At 45.3% G+C, this 19,473-nt stretch carries 15 protein-coding genes; 6 read left to right on the top strand and 9 right to left on the bottom strand.

All coding sequences use genetic code 11. From position 1 onward, the window contains the following. Window positions 1-586 precede the first annotated feature (586 nt). From htpX to PHF18_RS03015, 4 genes are all read left to right on the top strand, one after another. Window positions 587-1,447: a zinc metalloprotease HtpX gene (htpX, locus tag PHF18_RS03030; RefSeq protein WP_300098127.1), complete on the top strand. Its 861-nt coding sequence runs from the start codon at window positions 587-589 to the stop codon at window positions 1,445-1,447. A 504-nt stretch (window positions 1,448-1,951) separates the two neighbouring features. Continuing rightward, complete coding sequence (locus PHF18_RS03025) at window positions 1,952-2,605, top strand: thymidylate synthase (protein WP_300098125.1); 654 nt, start codon at window positions 1,952-1,954, stop codon at window positions 2,603-2,605. Window positions 2,606-2,730: 125 nt separating this feature from the next. Further along, window positions 2,731-4,023 (top strand): 3-phosphoshikimate 1-carboxyvinyltransferase, encoded by a 1,293-nt coding sequence (gene aroA, locus PHF18_RS03020; protein ID WP_300098122.1) that lies wholly within the window; start codon window positions 2,731-2,733, stop codon window positions 4,021-4,023. Window positions 4,024-4,093: 70 nt separating this feature from the next. After that, on the top strand, window positions 4,094-4,264 hold the full coding sequence (locus PHF18_RS03015; RefSeq protein ID WP_300098118.1) for a hypothetical protein: 171 nt from the start codon (window positions 4,094-4,096) through the stop codon (window positions 4,262-4,264). A gap of 47 nt (window positions 4,265-4,311) precedes the next feature. On the opposite strand, the gene PHF18_RS03010 is transcribed toward PHF18_RS03015, so the two are convergent. Both PHF18_RS03010 and PHF18_RS03005 read right to left on the bottom strand, forming a co-directional pair. Continuing rightward, on the bottom strand, window positions 4,312-5,385 hold the full coding sequence (locus tag PHF18_RS03010) for a type IV pilin N-terminal domain-containing protein (protein WP_300098116.1): 1,074 nt from the start codon (window positions 5,383-5,385) through the stop codon (window positions 4,312-4,314). A gap of 159 nt (window positions 5,386-5,544) precedes the next feature. Then, entirely contained in the window at window positions 5,545-6,645 is a 1,101-nt protein-coding gene (locus PHF18_RS03005; RefSeq protein ID WP_300098112.1) for a type IV pilin N-terminal domain-containing protein, read from the bottom strand. 730 nt (window positions 6,646-7,375) lie between these two features. Between PHF18_RS03005 and PHF18_RS03000 the strand changes: the two genes are divergently transcribed. Continuing rightward, a complete protein-coding gene (locus tag PHF18_RS03000) occupies window positions 7,376-8,410 on the top strand; it encodes a 50S ribosomal protein L11 methyltransferase (RefSeq protein WP_300098110.1) in 1,035 nt (344 codons plus the stop codon). A gap of 342 nt (window positions 8,411-8,752) precedes the next feature. Here PHF18_RS03000 and mcrA read toward each other — a convergent pair whose 3' ends face one another. Genes mcrA through mcrB form a run of 5 tightly spaced genes read right to left on the bottom strand, consistent with a single transcriptional unit; the run spans window position 8,753 to window position 13,692 of the window. Next, window positions 8,753-10,465, bottom strand: a complete 1,713-nt coding sequence (gene mcrA / locus PHF18_RS02995) for a coenzyme-B sulfoethylthiotransferase subunit alpha (protein ID WP_300098106.1) — start codon at window positions 10,463-10,465, stop codon at window positions 8,753-8,755. A gap of 10 nt (window positions 10,466-10,475) precedes the next feature. Continuing rightward, entirely contained in the window at window positions 10,476-11,222 is a 747-nt protein-coding gene (mcrG, locus tag PHF18_RS02990) for a coenzyme-B sulfoethylthiotransferase subunit gamma (protein ID WP_300098104.1), read from the bottom strand. A gap of 1 nt (window position 11,223) precedes the next feature. Next, window positions 11,224-11,844, bottom strand: a complete 621-nt coding sequence (gene mcrC / locus PHF18_RS02985) for a methyl-coenzyme M reductase I operon protein C (RefSeq protein ID WP_300098101.1) — start codon at window positions 11,842-11,844, stop codon at window positions 11,224-11,226. A 6-nt stretch (window positions 11,845-11,850) separates the two neighbouring features. Beyond that, window positions 11,851-12,363, bottom strand: coding sequence for a methyl-coenzyme M reductase operon protein D (gene mcrD, locus PHF18_RS02980; RefSeq protein ID WP_300098099.1), 513 nt, complete (start codon window positions 12,361-12,363; stop codon window positions 11,851-11,853). Between the two features lie 24 nt (window positions 12,364-12,387). Beyond that, window positions 12,388-13,692, bottom strand: a complete 1,305-nt coding sequence (mcrB, locus tag PHF18_RS02975; RefSeq protein ID WP_300098097.1) for a coenzyme-B sulfoethylthiotransferase subunit beta — start codon at window positions 13,690-13,692, stop codon at window positions 12,388-12,390. A 421-nt stretch (window positions 13,693-14,113) separates the two neighbouring features. On the opposite strand from mcrB, the gene mmp10 reads away from it, so the two are divergent. Further along, window positions 14,114-15,349 (top strand): methyl coenzyme M reductase-arginine methyltransferase Mmp10, encoded by a 1,236-nt coding sequence (gene mmp10 / locus PHF18_RS02970; protein WP_300098095.1) that lies wholly within the window; start codon window positions 14,114-14,116, stop codon window positions 15,347-15,349. A gap of 280 nt (window positions 15,350-15,629) precedes the next feature. On the opposite strand, the gene PHF18_RS02965 is transcribed toward mmp10, so the two are convergent. Beyond that, window positions 15,630-19,082, bottom strand: a complete 3,453-nt coding sequence (locus PHF18_RS02965) for a DNA polymerase II large subunit (protein WP_300098093.1) — start codon at window positions 19,080-19,082, stop codon at window positions 15,630-15,632. A gap of 36 nt (window positions 19,083-19,118) precedes the next feature. Continuing rightward, the gene (locus PHF18_RS02960) at window positions 19,119-19,364 is read right to left on the bottom strand and encodes a hypothetical protein (RefSeq protein WP_300098090.1); all 246 of its coding nucleotides are present in this window, start codon (window positions 19,362-19,364) and stop codon (window positions 19,119-19,121) included. Window positions 19,365-19,473 lie beyond the last annotated feature (109 nt).

Here is a 19,473-nt window from a genome sequence, read left to right as displayed (position 1 = left end):
CATCATACTTCTGATTCGCTTTGAAAGTTAAGCATAAACATGTAACTTATTGAAACTGTAATAAAGAATCAAAGATCTTTAGTAATGGCAACTACAGTAATAGCAACTGCAGTAATGGCAAAATCTAAGCTTCATTCATTTTCATTGAAACTAATTTAGTAAAATTTTTTTCAATAAATATATATACCTGTAACCCAATAATTAGTTTGAAATCAAACTAAAACATACATTCAAAGACAAAAGCAAAATAAATATCCCCAAACAGATATTTTAAAGGCTGCTGCGAATTTAAAATATGGGGATTGCCACAGAAAGCAGGATAAAACTTTTTGTATAAAAATCGAACTTCCAATCCAGGAAATAAACTTTCCACTTTATAGAATTTAAGGGCTTTTTTAGATAAAATTGGAATGATAAATGATACAAAAAGGAAAAACATCCATATGGAAGATAAAAAATATATATACGCAATCAGAGTATATACCATTGGTTCTACCTGATCTAACTTATTGAAAGAAATAAAGACAGATAAATCAAAAGACTGAAAACCCAGACGTTAGCCTGGGAGGACGTCGTGTGAGAAGTCATGAAGAACATGTTTAAAACCACAATTCTGCTCGCTTCCCTTACAGGGCTTCTGGTCCTTATCGGAAACTACTTCGGTGGGACGGGCGGGATGATAATCGCATTCTTGTTTGCGGTCGTCATAAACTTTGGAAGTTACTGGTACAGCGATACGATCGTGCTGAAAATGTACAAGGCAAGGGAGGTTACTCCAGCAGAGTCCCCGAACCTGCACAGGATCGTGAGCGACCTTGCAATGAAGGGAGGACTTCCAAAACCTAAGGTTTATATCGTTGAGTCCGGGATGCCAAATGCCTTTGCAACAGGCAGGAACCCACAGCATGCAGCTGTGGCTGTTACAACCGGAATTCTCAACCTGCTCTCGAATGAAGAGATCGAAGGGGTGCTGGCCCACGAGCTGGCCCACGTCAAAAACCGCGACACCCTTATCAGTGCAGTGGCTGCAACAATTGCCGGTGTGATCACCATGCTTGCCACCTGGGCCCGCTGGGCTGCAATCTTCGGCGGTTTTGGTGGCAGGGATGATGACAACGGGGGAATAGTAGGCTTTATAGTGATGGCGGTTCTCGCGCCTCTGGCTGCAACCCTGATCCAGCTTGCAATCTCCCGTTCAAGGGAATTTGCTGCGGATTACGAGGGCGCCAGGATGTGCAAAAAACCCTGGGCACTTGCAAATGCCCTGGAAAAACTGGAATACGGAAACTCCCACTTCCAGCCAAGCATCAGGGATGTCCAGGCAAAAGAGACCACAGCACACATGTTCATTGTAAACCCCCTAAAGGGTGGAATACTCCAGTCTCTCTTCAGGACCCACCCGGTAACCGATGAGCGTGTAAAGCGCCTGAGGGCAATGAGATTCTAAATCCCTCAAATCTTTTTTTCTTTTTATTTTTTATCTTTTTCGTTTTTGTTTTTCATGTTTTCCTATTACCTCTTTACGTTTTCATTTTTGTTTTTCGCTCCCCTGCATTATTTATTCATTTTTCTTGCATTATTTTCTCTCTGAAAGTTTGCCCGGTATTTTTTTAAATTTAGCATGCCATATGTTATCAGATTGCACATAAGAAAAAGCACTTATAAAAGAAAGCGATAGATAAAATGGAAAGGACAAATAGTCAATAAAAGACAGTCAATAAAAGACAGTCAGCAAAAGCATCAGTTTATTATTAATGTGCTGACAAAAAGATAAGAAAACCGGACCCAACAAAACAGCATATTTACCGTTCTTATTTGCCGTTAGTAAGAAAATATTTGGAAGGCAGATAAAAAAATCGGGTCTGGAAAGTGTTTTCGCAATAATAAATTATTATGTAACTTATTATGTTGATTATCCACATCCTATCTTAACCTGATCGGGGAATTTTCTATGGAAGACAAGTTTGAGATTGGCAGGATCATCAGAGCAAAGAATATCTCTGATGCATGGTACCGCGGGCTTAACATCATCTGGAACCACGGACAGGTAATTACCGACGAACGGGGCAGCCAGATCAGGGAATTTATGGATTTGATGGTGGTAATTGAAGACCCCTATACGGACAGAATTCCCGAAGATACTGCCTGGAATGAAGAAAGGCTTGAAGAGTATGCAAAGCAGCTGATTTCGGGCGAAAACGTCCAGGACTTTGAGTACACCTACGGGCAGCGCCTCAGGAACTGGAATGGGGAAGTAGACCAGATCGAATATGTAATCGAGAAGTTAAAGGAGAGCCCCACTTCCCGGCGGGCCACAGCTGTAACCTGGATCCCGCCTGTGGACACTAAAGTCAATGAAGTTCCCTGCATGATACTCGACGACTTCAAGATAAGGGACGGAAAGATTCACCTTACCACACTCTTCAGGAGCCACGATTTCGGAGGAGCCTACCCTGCAAACCTTTACGGGCTTTCCAGGCTCCTTGAATACGTTGCCAAAAGGGTCGGAATAGAACCAGGAACAATCACCACGGTCAGCATTTCCGCCCATGTTTACGACCACGACTGGGATACGGTAGAAAATATCGTGAAAGGCGTGTGCTGAATCTCAAATCATACGAATTTAGATAGAAAAACCTGGTAAGAGTAAGTATTCCATGAGAATATCAGAATAAATATTCCATGCAGCTATCAGAATAAACAGTAGAAAAACCTGGAGTCCTGTTGTAAATGCGTGTTTCGATCAACAAATCGTCGATTAAAGGGGAAGTCTTTGCACCCCCTTCAAAGAGTTATACTCACAGGGCCATAACCCTGGCAGCCCTATCTAAAGGAGCAGTCATCCACCGCCCCCTGCTCTCCGCTGACACCCTCGCTACCATCCAGGCATCCAGGATGTTCGGAGCTTCCATAGAACAGAAGGAAGATGATCTCTTCATCCAGGGCGTGAATGGAAAACCCAAAGTTCCGAATGATGTAATTGATGCTGCAAACTCCGGGACAACCCTCCGCTTCATGACGGCAATTGCAGCCCTCACTGAAGGGATCACCGTGCTTACGGGAGATGCTTCCCTTCGTACAAGGCCCAACGGACCCCTCCTCGAGGTCCTTAACAAGCTGGGGGTAAAAGCGTTCTCGACTCGCGGAAACGAAAGAGCTCCTATTGTGGTTAAAGGGGGGCTTGGAGGAGCTATTGTGACAATTGATGGGTCTATCAGTTCGCAATTTATCTCCGCCCTCCTTATAGCCTGCCCTCTTGCAGAAAACAGTACCACCCTCTCAATCGTCGGAGAGCTTAAATCAAAGCCCTATGTTGACGTGACTCTGGAAATGCTCGAACTGGCAGGAGTCAAAATCCATACCGATGATAATAACGGCATCAGATTCATCATCCCTGGAAAACAAAAATATAATCTCAAAGAGTATACCATTCCAGGTGATTTTTCCTCTGCTTCCTACCTGCTTGCATCTGCAGCCATGATCGAAGGATCAGAAGTTACAGTCAAAAACCTCTTCCCTTCAAAACAGGGAGATCTTGTGATAATCGAAACCCTGGAACGCATGGGAGCAGATATCACCTGGGACAGAAAAGCCGGAAAGGTTACGGTAAGGGGAGGAAAACCCCTCAAAGCCATCACCTTCGATGCCGGCGCAACCCCGGACCTTGTGCCCACTGTTGCCGTCCTGGCTTCGGTTGCCGAAGGGACGAGCAGGATAGAAAATGCCGAGCATGTCCGCTACAAGGAAACCGATCGGCTTCGCGCCCTTGCGATTGAACTTCCAAAGTTTGGAGTCATCCTTAAAGAAGAGAAGGACAGCCTGACAATTACAGGGGGAGAACTGAAAGGGGCAGCAGTCCACGGCTGGGATGACCACAGAATTGTTATGTCCCTTGCAATTGCAGGGATGGTGGCAGGAAATACGACAATTGACACTACAGAATCAGTTTCGATCTCTTACCCTGATTTCTTTAAAGAAATGCGTAACCTTGGGGCAAAAATAGAGGAGATTTCTGAAGAATAAATCCTGCAGGACTTCCTGCAGCCGTTTTTACAGTTTCCCGCTCTCCGTAGAAAAACGGGAACCTCCAGAGATGAACGGTTCCTGTAAGCTTTTCATAGGGTACCGCCTTATTCAGATTACAAAACCAGGCTTTTCCATCCCCATAATGAAAAAAAGCGGAGGAAATCAATATTATCTCCCCGGATTATTTGATCCGAGCCCGAAAACCAAAGCCGAGAAATGGCCCGGTTTCAGGCTCTGATCTTGAGTTTCTGTTTGACGCAAGACCCCTGATTTCACTGAAAAAACTTAGGCAGGTGCCGAATCTATCTCCATCAGAATTACAAGGTCCTGGAAATCAGAAGATGGGTCTGTAAGGGGCCCGTTCCCCAGCTCAAACAGGAAGATAACCTCATTCTCCTCCAATACGATCTTGTCATCTTCAACATAGGCATCTACAAAATCGGTAATGGAATTCTGGTCCGAGAAACCTTTTATTTGAGGGACAGCGTCTCCGTTCCTGAGTACAATCAAATACTCAGAATCATCCATAGAACTAACCTCTATCCTCTCAGCCCATGAGCTATCGAGAGAATTGGGGGACTTGATGAGATTCCAGGACTTCCCACTTATCGAAACTGGCGTACCTGCCGGATAGGTGGCTGGGAGGTTCCATGAATGAGTAGTGTGGTCATTGACATTGCCAGTCACTGCCAAGTTGTAATCTCCCCAGGGATCAAAAGTATCGTTTCCAACCTTGAGCCGGGTAGTCACCATCAGGTCATCGCCACCCGCGCCATTAGTAATTGCGGCCCCGAGCACCGTAAAACCGCTGATAAAGGCACCGTTTGGAACTACTGATTTTCCCGCGATATCAAAGTCAATTGAAGGTGCAGGAGATTCCGGATTGAGGCAGACCCTGTATTTGGGGTTAATAATTTCCCTTGAATCCGAATTAATCAATTTCACAGTTACATCCTTTTCGTTTAGAATACTGATGCCCCACTCCTCACTGGTGTTGATTTCAATGACATCTGAAAGATCCCAGAAGCTTTTTCCACCCAGGTTTTCAGAAATATTGGCTGAGGGATACATATGGTTTGTACCACGTATATTGACATTGATTTTCAGGTCTTTTGTATCAATTGGCTCTCCTCCAACGTGATGCAGGTAAATGGTATCGGAAGAAGTGTCAATCCATTCCTCAACCGCGAGATGAGCGGAATCGACAGGCGTGTCAATAGAATTCACAAATACAAATAGCGAACCGAGCGAAAGAACAAAAACCCCTGCGATAAGAACCTCACCCAGGACAGACGAAACTCCGCTGGAGTTTCTTTTTAATTTTTCAAATACCAGAATAAATACCCCCTGAAAATACAACCCTCAGGCTTTGTCGTCCTAAACGAAAAGTCAGATTCAATTGACCCATTATTATCTCCCCGGATTATTTGATCTGAGCCTGAAAACCAAAACCGAGAATGGTTCGGTTTCAGGCTCTGACCCTGAGTTTTTTGACGAAAAATATCAGTTTCTGCAGGATTAACTTGCAGGCGCTGGATTTATTTCCATCAGAATTACCAGGTCCTGGAAATCAGCTGCGTCACTGGTCAGATCTGTCACTCCAAGCTCAAACAGGAAGATAGCCTCGTTATCCTCCAGTAAGATCTTGTCGTCTTTAACATAACCCTTTACAAACTTGGCAATGGAGTCCTGGTTCGAGAAACCTTTGATTGTAGGGACAGCGTCTCCGTTCCTGAGTACTATTAAATATTTAGAATCACCCGTAGAACTAACCTCCATATGCTGAGCCCAGGAGCTATCGAGAGTATAATTTAAGCCGGTATTTAGATGGTTCCAGGACTTGCCGCCTATCGTTACAGGTGTACCTGCCGGATAGGTGGATGTAGGGTTCCATGAATGAGTGGTTTTGTCATTGACATTGCCAGTCACCGCCAGGTTGTAATTTCCCCATGGAGCAAAAATGTCGTCTCCAACCTTGAGCTGGGTAGTCACCATCAGGTCATAACCGTTCTCACCATTAGTTATTGCGGCCCCGAGCACCGTAAAACTGCTGATAAAGGTACCGTTTGGAACTACTGTATCGTTAATTATCGTAAAGTTAACAGGAGCTAATGGATCTTTAGGCGTGAAGCTGATCCGGCATTTAGGGAGAACTTCCCTTGAATCCGTATCGACCACTTTCACAACCAGATCATCTTCGTCTGGAACGCTGACGCCCCACTCCTTACTTGTGTTGATTTCAATGACATCTGAAAGTTCCCAGAAGCTTTTTCCACCCAGGTTTGCGGAAATGTTGGCTGAGGGATAGACATAGGTTTTCCCATCTATATTGACATTGATTTTCAGATCTTTTGTATCAATAGGCTCTCCTCCGGCGTGAAGCAGGTAAATGATATCAGAAGGAGCGTCTACCCATTCTTCAACCCCGAGGTGAGTAGAATCGACAGGTTTGTCCATAGAATTCACAAATACAAATATCGAACCGAGCGAAAGAACAAAAACCCCTGTAATAAGAATCTCACCCAGGACAGATGAAACTCCGCTGGAGTTTCTTTTTAATTTTTTAAATACCAGATAAATACCCCCTACACATACAAATCTCAGACATTGTAACCTCATACAAAAGGAAAAAGGAGGACTTCCGTCGCAGTGACTGCACGAAATTAACTGCCTGAAGCCCGGATAATACCCCCAAATCTCGAGCTCAAGGCTACCCCCTTTCCCCGGTAAGCCTGAACAAATTATTTGATACTGTATTGGTATCTAATTATGTAAGAAGTGGTATTTAAAAGTAATTAAACTGGAAACGTATACAAATATTTAAAAAATAAATAAGAAATATAAAATCGCCGATATGCTTGTACAAAACTAAAAAACAGTATCAATAAACAGTTTAGTTTAGTTTATTTTTAAAGAAAACATATGCAGAAGAAAGGGATATAAAAAACGGGCAGCCAGCCGAGCAACCAGCCGAGCAACCAGCCGGATAACCAAAAGAATTAACCCTATTGATTACGATTTTGTTCATTCAGTAAAGTTAAATTACTTGCTTGTGCCGAATTGAAAAACAGGCTCATTTAGCTTCAAATCAATAAAATATATCCACGTACCTTACACATAAAAATAACTGAGGGTGGAGCTTTTATAAAGGGAGAAAGCGGCTATTGGGCAGGATGCATCTGAATAATTACAGATGCTTACAGATGTGGGGATTATAGTAGGGGAGGGGGACATTCACAAAAATAGACCAAAGATATTAAACGAACAGGGGGATTTTAATCTAAAAAAATTTGAGAGTTTGAGACTCACATGAACCTTGAAGCCTATGAAATGGACCACGCCCTGAATAGTGAATTCTGACCTTGAGAAAGTACTTTTACATGAAATATCCATATTTAAGCATATGGAAATAAGATGTAGGTGTGGAGATACGTGCATAAAGCCTATTTCGGAAGCACTAAAAGATATTGAATTATTCTACAAACCATGCAACGATTGCAAAACAGAAAAAATAAGGAAATTTTCTCCTCTAGCAGAACAGATTAACTTAGATGAAATAGATAACGATTTTGGAAGTTGTAAATGTGGTAAGAGGCAACTTGATATTGTAATGTCTCACGTGTTAAAAGTAATGATCGATGAAGGAATAAAAGATAAAAAAGCTAATTTAAGGAATGCATGTGTTCCTCTTGTGACTCCTGGATATCCAATTAATTCTGTTCCCTATTTGCCTGAGGATTCTTTAGTAATATTATCTAATGAAGTGGATAAAAGATGTGCTGAAACAATTGTAAAGGAAGTTGGGGAAGTTAAAGGGGTTTTAAAGGGAGATATAAGACAAACCGTGGGTATAAAAGATTCTGATTCTAATCCTCATGTATATGAACTTCTTGCCGGATGCGATTTGAGATGTGATATTATACAGACTCCTTACGGTACTTTAGGAATATACAAATATCAGCATGAAATTCATATAGAGTTTCCAAAGGTAGAATCACCCAAAATAGAGATCCTTAAAAACGCTTTGAAAGATTATGATAGGCCTACTGTTTTTGATTGTACATGTGGCCCCGGGACTTTAGGAATCGCAAGCCTTAAAGCCGGCGCGCATAAAGTAGTTTTTAATGATATATGGAATCCTGCAATAGAAACTACTTTGATTAATTTGGAAGCTAATGGATTTCCAGTCAAACTTCCAGGCAGTGAAGGCGAATTAATAGCATCTGGAGACAAATTTGAAGTCTATAGTATGGATATAAGAGAATTAGCAAATTGTTTAGATGAAAAATTTGATATTTGTATTATAGATACATTTCCTGGTGTAGATACAACAGAATTTGTGGAAGCCGCAGGCAAATTAGGTAAAAAAGTTGTCGTGATTTGAAGAATTATATAAGCTTAGAATGGGAAATATAAGCTTAGAATGGGAAATATAAGCTTAGAATGGGGAGAAATATTGTTTGATGGCCCTTATCCAATAAAAAGATGGGGACCATTATCCAATGCTGGAATTATGCTATTATGAAAAAGCCTGATGCATACAATAAGTTGCATACATATTATAGTATTATATTTTAGATTTTTTGGAGGATCAGGAGATCTATCGCGATCAAAGGTATATAAATAGCGACTTCCGGAAAAACAGTAAAGAAAAGCCAGAATAGAAAAAAGAGAAAAAAGCAGGCCAGAAGGCCTACTCTGTTTTAAAGTGTTTAATTTATTGAGTTTATTTTGCCGGGATGATGAGGGATCTCTCACCAGCAGGCACGAACTCTCTGATGGCACCGCGGCCAAATTCTCTCCTGGGTGCGGTGAAGTCAAAGGGCATGAGATCGTCGGCGAAGCAGACCTTGATCAGCGGGTTGACAGCGAATGCGTCTCCGCGGGTCGAGTGAGCTGCGGAAGCGATACCACCGTAGCCACCCTGGTGACCGACGTTCATTGCATAGTTGGGGTAGTTTGGACCACGCAGTTCGCCTGCGAGACCTTCGTCACCCTGGTAGGTACAGATGTTGGTTGCACCGCACTGGTCCTGCAGGTCGAATCCGAAGAAGCCGAGACGGCCCCATGCTTCCTTGTGGACATACATGGAGAGGTACCAGCCTGAGAGACCGGCGTTTCCGTTTCCGGTTGCAAGAGCGCATGCAACACCTGATGCGGCTGCGAGCACAGTTGCTCTCTGGGAGCCACCGAAGTGGTCTTCAAGGGCGGTTGGGAACTTCTCGTAGGTCTCGATACCATAGATTGTGGACTCTGTTGCGATGTCCTTTATGACTTCGAGGCTGGCCTTTACGGTCGGCTGGCCCACGTTTGCTGCACCATTGTACTTGTCGTTGATGTAGTCAACGTCGTAGTAGGTGTTGTTGTCGAGGATATCATCGGTGTATGCAGCTGTTGCATACTGAGTGAAACCGACACCACCGGACATGTAGGATCCGAGCCAGATCTGGTCGTAGAGCATACATCCAGCACCGACTACCTCAAGGGAAACCTTTGCGGGATCTTCTGCTTTTACACGGCTGGTCTGGATGATATCTGCCATGTGACCGAAGGAAAGTCCACCGGGCTCGTTGGGACCACGTGCACGCCTTGCGGGGAGCATTTCACCCATGGAAACCAGAGATGCGTGCTTTGCAGCGAAGGACAGGTCAGCGACGGCTGCTTCACCAGCACACATGTTGTATGCGGAGATGAAAGACATACCGATCTGCATTGCAGCCCACCTGGAGGTCTGGGCACCATCAGTTGTCCTGGAGACAATTGTTGGGATGTGGATTGCCTGCCAGGTGGTCTTGCCGATGGAGGCCTTAATCTGGGCGGCCTGCTCTTCATTGAACATCTTGTTGATGTTGATTACGTACTGCTTGTCGATTTCATCTGCAAGCTCGTCGTCACCGGTGAAGACCTTTACATAGCAGTCATCAACAAGTGCGGGGTGGGTTTCGATCATCATTTCCTGAACCACTGCTGCACCGGGCATGGCGTGGTTGAGGGTCTCAAGATAGTGGTTGATGGTTTCAGGAGTAACTTCCTTACCCAGCCTCTTCTCGAGGGTTTCGTGAGCCATGTCAAGACCGACAATACAGGTTCTCCTGATATCATCCCACATCTGCTGCATTGCAGCGTTGTTGACGTAGTGCAGGTCATCTGGTTCACAGACAATGTCAGTGCCAGAGATGGTGTAAGGAGTGATTGCACGCTGACCAAGGGGTGCACCGGTGTGCATCATTGGGTTGTAGCCTACAAGGCCTCTCTTCTCTGCGATTTCTTTTCCGGCCTTAATCATTTCGGCCTTTCTTGCGTCCTGTGCAGGTCCAAGTCTCAGGAACTTCTCGGTCTTGCCTGTGATGTCCGTTGTGGACTGCTGGTTTGAACCGTATTCCTGTGTGAACTTGACTTCCATTGACTTTTTGAATTTTGAGAAAATATCTGCTGACATTGTGGTCACCTCATTTCGGCTGGAATCCGAAGCTAGTCCTCTGATCAAATACTCTGTGTATCCATTCAATGACTTCTGCATCTTCCCTGAAGGATACATTGTCCACACGGTAGATGGTGGTTCTCTTTGCGGCTTCTTCTTCAGACATAGGTTTGCCGAGGTCTACTTTCCTGTCGAGTGGAATTGCAACCTGGTCCTTGTCCATGATGATGGTGCCGCCTTCGAGTCTCCTCCTGTCAAGCATGTCGAACATTACGCCGTCTTCCTGAAGACGGACAGAGTGACCGTGCACTGTTGCACCGCGCATACCGGAAAGTGCAGGGCAGCTCATTTCGGTTTCCATCTGAACTTTTGCGCACTGTTCCATGTCTCTTTCACGGGCTTCAACAATCTGACGACCGGAAAGGGTACCTGGGTCCACACCTCTGAAGTTAATTGCTGCGAAGTATGATCTGAAGTATGGGGTAGCTGGAGCGTTGTACATGGAGTCAGCGAACTGAACGTATCTGACTCTGTCTCCTGCTGCTGCACCGGGTGTTGCTGCTACAGCCTCGCGGACCGAGCATGCGGGTTCTCCCATCTCTGCAAGTGGTGGGTGGGTGCTTGGGTAGTCGCTCCCTGGTGCACGGTGTCCGAGGACTGCAGTTAAGTCTTCGTCTGAAATCTCCCTGATTTTCTCAAGTTTCCCGGACATGTGTTTTCTTCGGTTAGCGCCAACTGATGTAGCGCCTGGATAAAACTGTGGTTCGTATGCCATCTCATGCAACTCCTTTATGATTTTCTAACTGGTCTAATGTCGTCTTGACGTATTTTACGATTGAATTTAGTTTATCCCTGGGACAGAAGTCACCACGTGTAACTCCACTTACCATATCCATTACAATTCCCTTGGTACGAATATTTTCATCCCTTGGCATCACTAATCTCGTCTTTATCCCTGCTTCTGCAAAATCCTCAAAATCCACCGGAATCTGGCTGACAACAATTGCCGGAATATCAGCCTGGCTCAGGATCTCCCTGGTTTTTCTAATTACATGGTCCTTAATATTTCCGAGGTGAATAACAGCCAGTTTGTGCATTTCAATCTGTGCAACTTCTACCGGACTCAGTACAAATGACCCTGTCCTCATGCCTGATTCGGGAATCCCTGAACCGGAGTAAAGTACAAGTACACTCACCTGAATGTTTTCCTTCCTCATTCCGTATGTGATCTCGCATACCGGTTTTGTGATATGCCTCTGGCCGGGACTCATAGCAATAGCTACCACATCGGCACGGCCGGCTTCCGAAAGAGTGCCCCTTTGAGCAAGCCCTCCTCCTTTGCCCAGTCCTCCGCCGCATCGGCAGTCAACTACCTGTGTTTCCCGATCGATCATCATATCTTTTCACTCATCTGTATCTTTGTGACCTTCTTTCTTTTGTTTCTCGATAAAGACGAGCTGGTCGATATTGGCTTTAGCATCTACCATACCAAGCAAGGAAGTGTCGGAATCAGGACCAAATTTTGCATAGTCAGTCACAGTAGGCTGTTTCCTGAAGAAGTGTCCTTCCCTGAATTCAAAAGCAAACGGGAACACTTTATCGCATACTGACCTGACCTCTTCTTTAGTTTCGGCATTTGAGATTTCAAGCCTGATCCTGCCTACACTGATCTTAAGTTCAATAACCTGATCTCCGATCTGAATAGGCTTCCTTAGGGGGTGGTCCACCTTTTCCCCGGTACCCGGGCCTGCAGACACCCTTTCGGGGAGTCTTGAGCCCTGGACCATAACGCGGATTATCCCGTCAATCCGATAAAGCTCAGTAATAAGCTTCTGAGCAGTTTCAGGAGACAGGATTCTACTGGGAAAGATTTCGATTTGAATAGGATCTTCCGTGTTTGAAGCAGAGTCTGACATCTTTAGACCTTTCGAGTTATATTTTTAGAGCGCTCCTGCAACTGCCTTAATCGGCTCGCGGAATTCCTTTATTCCACCAAACACGTCACCAATGAGGCCAGATGTTGATTCGATTGTGAACATCTGAGTACCTGCATCAAGGGCTACTGCTGCGCATACGCAGGGGATTGCAAAGCCTCTTGAGTGCCTGGTAACGACGTGGTTACCGTTGAAGACACCGGGTCCACCGCCACCATAGATTGAGTGGCTGAAGAAGGAGAATCCTACTGCGACACCCTGTACTTTACCATAGTCGCATCCTGGGAGACCGGTTTCCTTCTCAAGCATATCGTTGAAGTACAGAAGTGTTGAGGAGACGTTCTGGGCTGCACGGCCTGCACCACAGTTCACAAGAGTGGCTGCAAGGGTACCTGCTGCTGCATAGGCGTTCCACATTGGGACGTCGTTTGCCTTGTAGAATTTGTATCCGGATGGTGCGGTCTTGTCAACGGAGATTACACCGTCTTCAATTGCCCTTCCGACAATAGACTGGATAACGGTTCCAATGGTACCGTCCTTACCGTTCTGCTTTACAGTGTCGTATACGACATTGTTGGCGTTGAGACCCTGGCAAGCAAGACCGAGGAGCTGATGCCTCTCGAACATACCAACTGCGCCACCCATCTCAAAGATACCGGACTGTTCATAGATTGAGGAGAGAGCTGCGGCGTTCATTGCACCGCGGTTGGTGATTGCTGCAACGTGGTTGGCCATAATGTTCCTGAGGGAGAAGCCAAGACCTTCGTTGTTCTGGGGGATGTTCAGGATACCTGCAACGTTTCCGCCCATGAGGTCCATTGTCTGTGGGTAGCTTCCCCAGATAGCGGACTTTACAATGGGTGCATCGTACATGTCGGTTTTGAACATATCCAGAACTGTCTGGGTGACTGCTGCTGCACCGACGGTGGTTGCGGACATGTAGTCAGCGCCAGAGAGTATCCTGGACTCTGGGACCTGGACGAGCAAGCTCTTTCCGCCCTTGAGGATCTTTACATTTGCGTCGTCGCCTTCATCGACTTTGATAAGATCCTTAACGCTTGCTGCAATTGCATCAACGTTGCCTACGATATCGTAGTTAAGCCCACGGCCTAAGATCTGACGACCTTTGCCGCCCATCTTGCCGCTTGCAAGTGCGCCCTGAATACCTGCAAGGTTGATTGCAACGGACCTCTTGGTGTCCAATATAATTTTTTTAATTGCTGCGTTTCTTGTTGGAGCAAGGTTCATAATATCGACATTGCTCTCGAGCAGTTTTCCTCTGTCGTCGTAGATGTCTACTGTGTCAGACACTTATAATTTCCTCCTTAATTTATTAAAATCATTTTGGGACTGGTCACCTACTCGAGTGCAAATAGCACTCACAAATCAAGTACCGCATCGTTTTTAAGTGTCCACTTTCCCAATGAAATCTCATTCGTTTAGAAGGTACTTAAATCTTTTGTGTTCTCAGCTAGATGAATTCACGTATTTTTTTAAAAGGTATTTTATTCAGATAGAATATATTTTTATCAAAATATATAAAAAAACGGCATCAAAAGGAAAAGGACATTTTAAGGTTACTTAAAACTACCGACAATACCCATACCCACTTATTTAAGTATTTTACCGAAAAACGATTAGTATAACAGTATTTTTATTAAAATGTTCATATCCAATAAAGATAATCATACCAAAAAGAATTAGTAATATCCTCGTAATACGAAAGTTTAATATGGAAGTAGTTGTCGACGTAGGCGGAAATCCCGGGGTAGACTGCAGAGGCTTTTGCAAATATTGTTATTTTAAGAAAGTCAAAGACGTTCAGCCCCTGGGCTGCAAGTATTGCCTCCCTTTTAAAAAAGGGTGTGATTACTGTACTCGCAGTGTGAAAGAATCGTACTCAGGCTTCAAGTCTCTCCAGATGGTACTCGAAGAGACGTCAAGAAAACTTTACTTCACAACCGGAGATGTCAAAAAATTCACTGTTAGCGGAGGAGGGGACTTAAGCTGTTACCCCGACCTGAAGAATCTTGTTACTTTTCTATCTCAGTTCAACACCCCGATACATCTGGGATATACCAGCGGAAAAGGCTTCATTAAACCTGATGACGCTCTATTCTACATAGATAATGGGGTTACCGAAGTGAGTTTCACGGTCTTTGCAACAGACCCGGCTTTGAGAGCCGAATATATGAAAGATCCTGAGCCCGAAGCTTCAATTCAGGTTCTTCGGGACTTCTGTGCTCACTGTGAAGTCTACGGGGCAATAGTTCTCCTCCCAGGAATAAATGATGGAGAGGTTCTTGAAAAGACCCTGAGTGATCTCGAAACTATGGGTGCAAAGGGAGCCATTCTGATGAGATTTGCAAACTTTCAGGAAAACGGTTTGATTCTCAATAATTCTCCTATCATTCCCGGAATAAATCCTCACACGGTTTCTGAATTTACTGAAATTGTACGCAGTTCCGCAGAAAAGCATCCTTCAATAAGGATTACCGGAACGCCACTGGAAGACCCATTAATCGGCTCACCTTTTGCAATCCGCAACGTTCCTGAAGCCCTTTCAAGACTTCCCAATGTAACCAAAAAGGCAACTATCATCACAGGTCAGGTCGCTGCCCCCAGGCTTACGGAAATATTTGAAGCCCTTGGGGGGACTGTAAACGTAGTTCCAGTGAAAAAGGACATCGGCTGCCTTATTACAATTGACGATTTTAAAAACATGGACCTCTCTGAGGTAACTGAAACTGTCTTTATTCCGGGAAGAGCTTTTGCCCATGACATGGAAATCAAAGAAGCCTTCAAAAGAGACGGAGTGGACAGGCTTGTGCGCAGAGGACCCGAGCATCTTTCCGTGGACGGAGAAATGTCCATAGGCATGACCAGAGAAGAGGTTCTGGAACTGGAAATAGAGAGCTTCACGGAGCTTATTAGCCAGATTAACTCCCTGGGGATGCCTGCAAAGTAAAGACTCGGTGTAAGAGAGGCGTTAGAATCGCACTCTGGAGAGAGCCGAATATTAATACAAAACTGAGAAAGAGAGACAATTGCCCGCTAAATCAAAAGATTTAACGGGTTTCCTGCTGTGGGTGTATGAAACGACCTCTTTTCCTGAAGAAAAAATTCTGCAGAAAAGCCTGGATCATTATTGAAAACATCCCAATTTCTTCAGACTTTTAGACTGCCCTATCTCCTCCTCGCTAGCCGTATGAAGTCATTTCATATTCTTAACACACTCTGCTCTTGACTCAGCGCGCAGACCCGGACATAAAATCTGAAAGTCCCAGCTGTTTAACCCTGTGGTTTTCAAACAGAGAGCTGATATCATAATCAAGAAGCTCTATCCTCTGTCTGGTATAGCTGGAGACCCCGTACCTTTCACCGATCTCTTTTGAAATTTCAAGATATTTGCGGACAGATCCCTCATGCACGGTAAGTATCACATTGCCTCCGCATTTCGGGCAAGCTCCGGTAAGGGGGGGACGCCTGAATTTTTCTCCACATTTGATACAGCGCATCCGCTGTCTGGAAAAAGAACGCAGATTTCCTATCAGGTCCGGAAGGAAATGAGACTTGAGCACCCTTTCAGCTACGTCAGGTGCGTCTACTGCCCGTATCCTGCTAGCCAGGGCGAGTTGAGCCTCCATTTTCTCAATCATACTTCCGAGGGTCTTATATGAAGAATTAAGAGGGCCTGCAGCAATGTCCGATGTATCATGGGTAAACATGAAATGTTCGTACTGCTCGGGCGTCCCAAGCCGGCTGCTAACCAGGTCCATAATACTCTCAATTTCAGTGGGATTTTTGATTTCCTGCGTAGCCCTGTAAAACTCAAGAGGATAGCACGCAGAAACATCAATATTATGGGCTTCCTTATCCACTTCCTTGGGGTCAATCCTGGTAGTTAGCACCAGAGGAGCATCCATCTTCCCCCCCCTTTTGTCGGGCAGATATGACCTGGAAAAATTGAGAATCCCATCCATAAGAAGCATTATGCAATCTTCATCTCCGTCACAATTCCTGCGTTTTGAAGCATGGAAAAAAGGATGAGCATAGCCTACGGAAGCTCTCGTAAACCCTATAAGGCGCCCGAGTACTCCTGCGGAAGTATGGGGAGCAAGCCCTATGAGCAGTGCTCCCACAAGGTCCTGAATAGTTTCGGCATTGTAATAGGGCTCAATCTTGTAATACTTCACAAGAAGGTCATCCACATATTTTGCAGTACGCAGCATATACTCAGCCCCATCATAAGAGATCACAAGATCCTGAACCTTCAGGCAGACAATCTGATCGTCCCTCTCAAGGGGTTTTCCACAAATATCCTCACTGTACCCGAGTTCTCGGAGTTTGGCTGCCGTAATTCCCAGTTCATCAGCCCTGATATGAGTAAGGGGAATATCTGACATGTCGTAGCGTATAGTCCCATCTTTAAAAACGTAAACATTATGTTTTGCGCGCAGAATTCCTTTTTCCAGGGGCTCGGGCGTCATTTGCCCGTTCATGAGCCGCTTTACTCCCTTAATTAGATCCTTTTTTTCCCTTTCCCCTAAGTTCTCAAAAGCCTGCTTGTAAATGGAACGGAAATCCAGTTTTACGTTTGCAACGGAAGTCAGCTTTTTCCCGCACTTGGGGCAGGTCTCAGCACCCTTTACATCGATCTTGCAGCGAGAGCAGGAAAGTTTGGGATTCGTGAATTCTCCGCATTCGCAGCGCCAGAAATAAGATTCTTTCCCGCAGGAAGGGCATTCCCTCCGCCCTAATTCCACTTCAATTTCTCCGATCTTCGCATTCATGCAGGATGTGTAGTCGGAGGCAGAGACAAGATTCCGCGTAATTCCCCCAGAATTGTTTATCGGGAAGAGAACCTGGGCTGCAGGAGACATCTTGCGCAGGTTAGATTTTTCCGGTCTTCCCATCCGTGCCCCTATCCTTGAAGGAGCTCTCGGATAAACCTTAAACCCGCTCAAAACACCTGCAACTTCCACCATATCATCTATGTCTGGCATACTGGCTTTTTCTTTGAGAGAATTGTCAAGCCCAAGGCAGAAAATAAACGGAAGAGCCTCTTCGATAAGGATTTCTCCATTTTTTACCCTGTGCAGGACTAGGAGTTTTTCAAGCACCGGCTTTATTTCCTCTTCAAGAGAAGCTTCCAGGGGCAGTTTAAGGACTCCTCCCCCAGCCACTTCGCCTGCCAGAAAGCTCCCTTTTTCAGCCACAAATTTTCTGAGAGCTTCAAACTCGTGCCGGTTTATGTCGTGCCAGAGATAGGTAAACTTTGGGTGCAACGGCACATTAAACTCCTCTGCAAGCCTGAGAGCAAGGGCAGCGGAGGGGTTTTTCAGCTCTTCCTCGGGAATTTGTTCAGGGCAGGCTGCCTGGTAATCGTACTGCCACCATTCGAAAACATAAGGGGAAGGCATAAGAGGATGATTATTTTCAAGGAAGTCCCCATAATTGATCAGAATTTCCCCGATATCAACAATTACCTCAACCTGTGGGCGAATTTCATACGCCTCCTTTATATTATCTATACGGACAAGGTCTCCCGAAAAAAGCCTTACCGTAGGTCCCTCTATGGAATCCACGGCAGACATGGCTGCAGCTTTTCCGGGCCTTTCAACCTTAAGCTGAGTCCCGTTAGCTATAAAATCGTCAAGCAAGACCATGCTGGCAGGACTTATTCCTGCCGAAGCAAATGAAGTATTTCTTGACCGCCCGTACCGCAGCCTGAAACCTCCTGGCCTTGAAGGATGAGAGAAAACAGGCCTTCCGGCGATCAGGTCACGGATATATTTATCCTTTGGCTTGATCTTGTTTTTGTGCTCATCTTCAGCACTTTCCTCACTTTTAGCACCCCCGATAAGTGTCTCCAGCCAGTCCCATCCATCTATCTTCAACTTGTTGACGTGCTTTTTGACCTTGGGGGCCTTGAGGGCAAGACCTTCGGCAAGCACGAGACACATTCCCCCCCGGACACGGTTTGTCCCTATCCTCTCAAGATTCCTGTGCCCTTCGACCTCGGCTTCTTCAGTCGGATCCCCGTCAATGCAAACCGGGCAGTTCCGGACTATCAGACGGATTTCGTCTTCGGAAGGCATGTACTGAAGGCTTGCGACCCTCTTGTAAAGCAGGATTTCTTCCACATAGCGCTCTACTTCCTCATCTCTTGGCTTGTAGCGATCAATTCCTATCCCGCGCCTCACATAGTCGCCAACCAGCACGGAAAGCGCCTGCGCAGTCCCTCCTGCACTCCTGATGGGTCCCGAATAAAATATCCGGATATACTGAGAACCGTCGTCATTTTTCCCGAGATCTACCTTATCGATTCCTTCGATAGGAGCTGCAACTACCCCTTCGGTCAGGACCGCCATGGAAACACGGATAGCAGCTTCCACGGCATCTTTCTTTGTTGGAAAGCTTCCTACCATCCCTTCGGCGACCTGGCGCCCGATTTCAAGGGCAGCTTCTTCCCTGGACATGTTGACCTCAAGCTCCCGGATCTTTGCAGCAACCCCTTTGACTCCTATAAGGTTTTCAACCCTATCTGCAAGGTCTTTGGCAAGAGGAATTTCCACAGTGGGCTTCGGATCTCCACCCCGGGCCCGAGCCCTATTTGCAACATCTATTGCCTCTTTTAGCCTTGCCTCAAGCCCATTGAAGTACTCATGCATTTCCTCACTTGCAATTGTTTCACCCATGTTGAAAAGTCCCTTTTTGGAAAAGAAGGAAAAAGATTATTTCTGCTTACGCAGGGCTCCCGCAGCGAAGAGACCTGACATCGAAGTCACAAAGAAGACAAAAACCCCTGCCCAGAGAATATAGTACCCGACATCAATACCAAGAATAACTATATTAAGAGTCTTCAAAAGCAGACCTGCAGCCAGGATCGCAAGGCTTACTCCTGTTGTTTTGTTGTTCTGCTTCCGAACTTTTTTATAAGCCCGCATTTTTTCCATCTGTTCTTTTTTTTCTGCTTTCAAGAAGATCTCTCCAGGTATCTAAAAAATCAATAACTATCAAATCTGACTATCAAATCTGACTATCAAATCTGACTGTCAAATTCTCGCTTATAATATTGCAATTTAACAG

It is taken from the genome of Methanosarcina sp., from assembly GCF_028693135.1.
GTDB lineage: Archaea > Halobacteriota > Methanosarcinia > Methanosarcinales > Methanosarcinaceae > Methanosarcina.
This window is presented reverse-complemented; position numbering and strand designations above follow the sequence as displayed.

What these genes read in the sequence shown, in the direction of transcription:
- PHF18_RS03005 (WP_300098112.1), bottom strand. Translation starts at nt 6,645, where the DNA reads ATGAGGTTACAATGTCTGAGATTTGTATGTGTAGGGGGTATTTATCTG.
- PHF18_RS02965 (WP_300098093.1), bottom strand. Translation starts at nt 19,082, where the DNA reads ATGGGTGAAACAATTGCAAGTGAGGAAATGCATGAGTACTTCAATGGG.
- mcrD (WP_300098099.1), bottom strand. Translation starts at nt 12,363, where the DNA reads ATGTCAGACTCTGCTTCAAACACGGAAGATCCTATTCAAATCGAAATC.
- PHF18_RS03015 (WP_300098118.1), top strand. Translation starts at nt 4,094, where the DNA reads ATGAACGGTTCCTGTAAGCTTTTCATAGGGTACCGCCTTATTCAGATT.
- htpX (WP_300098127.1), top strand. Translation starts at nt 587, where the DNA reads ATGAAGAACATGTTTAAAACCACAATTCTGCTCGCTTCCCTTACAGGG.
- PHF18_RS03025 (WP_300098125.1), top strand. Translation starts at nt 1,952, where the DNA reads ATGGAAGACAAGTTTGAGATTGGCAGGATCATCAGAGCAAAGAATATC.
- mmp10 (WP_300098095.1), top strand. Translation starts at nt 14,114, where the DNA reads ATGGAAGTAGTTGTCGACGTAGGCGGAAATCCCGGGGTAGACTGCAGA.
- mcrG (WP_300098104.1), bottom strand. Translation starts at nt 11,222, where the DNA reads ATGGCATACGAACCACAGTTTTATCCAGGCGCTACATCAGTTGGCGCT.
- aroA (WP_300098122.1), top strand. Translation starts at nt 2,731, where the DNA reads ATGCGTGTTTCGATCAACAAATCGTCGATTAAAGGGGAAGTCTTTGCA.
- mcrA (WP_300098106.1), bottom strand. Translation starts at nt 10,465, where the DNA reads ATGTCAGCAGATATTTTCTCAAAATTCAAAAAGTCAATGGAAGTCAAG.
- mcrC (WP_300098101.1), bottom strand. Translation starts at nt 11,844, where the DNA reads ATGATGATCGATCGGGAAACACAGGTAGTTGACTGCCGATGCGGCGGA.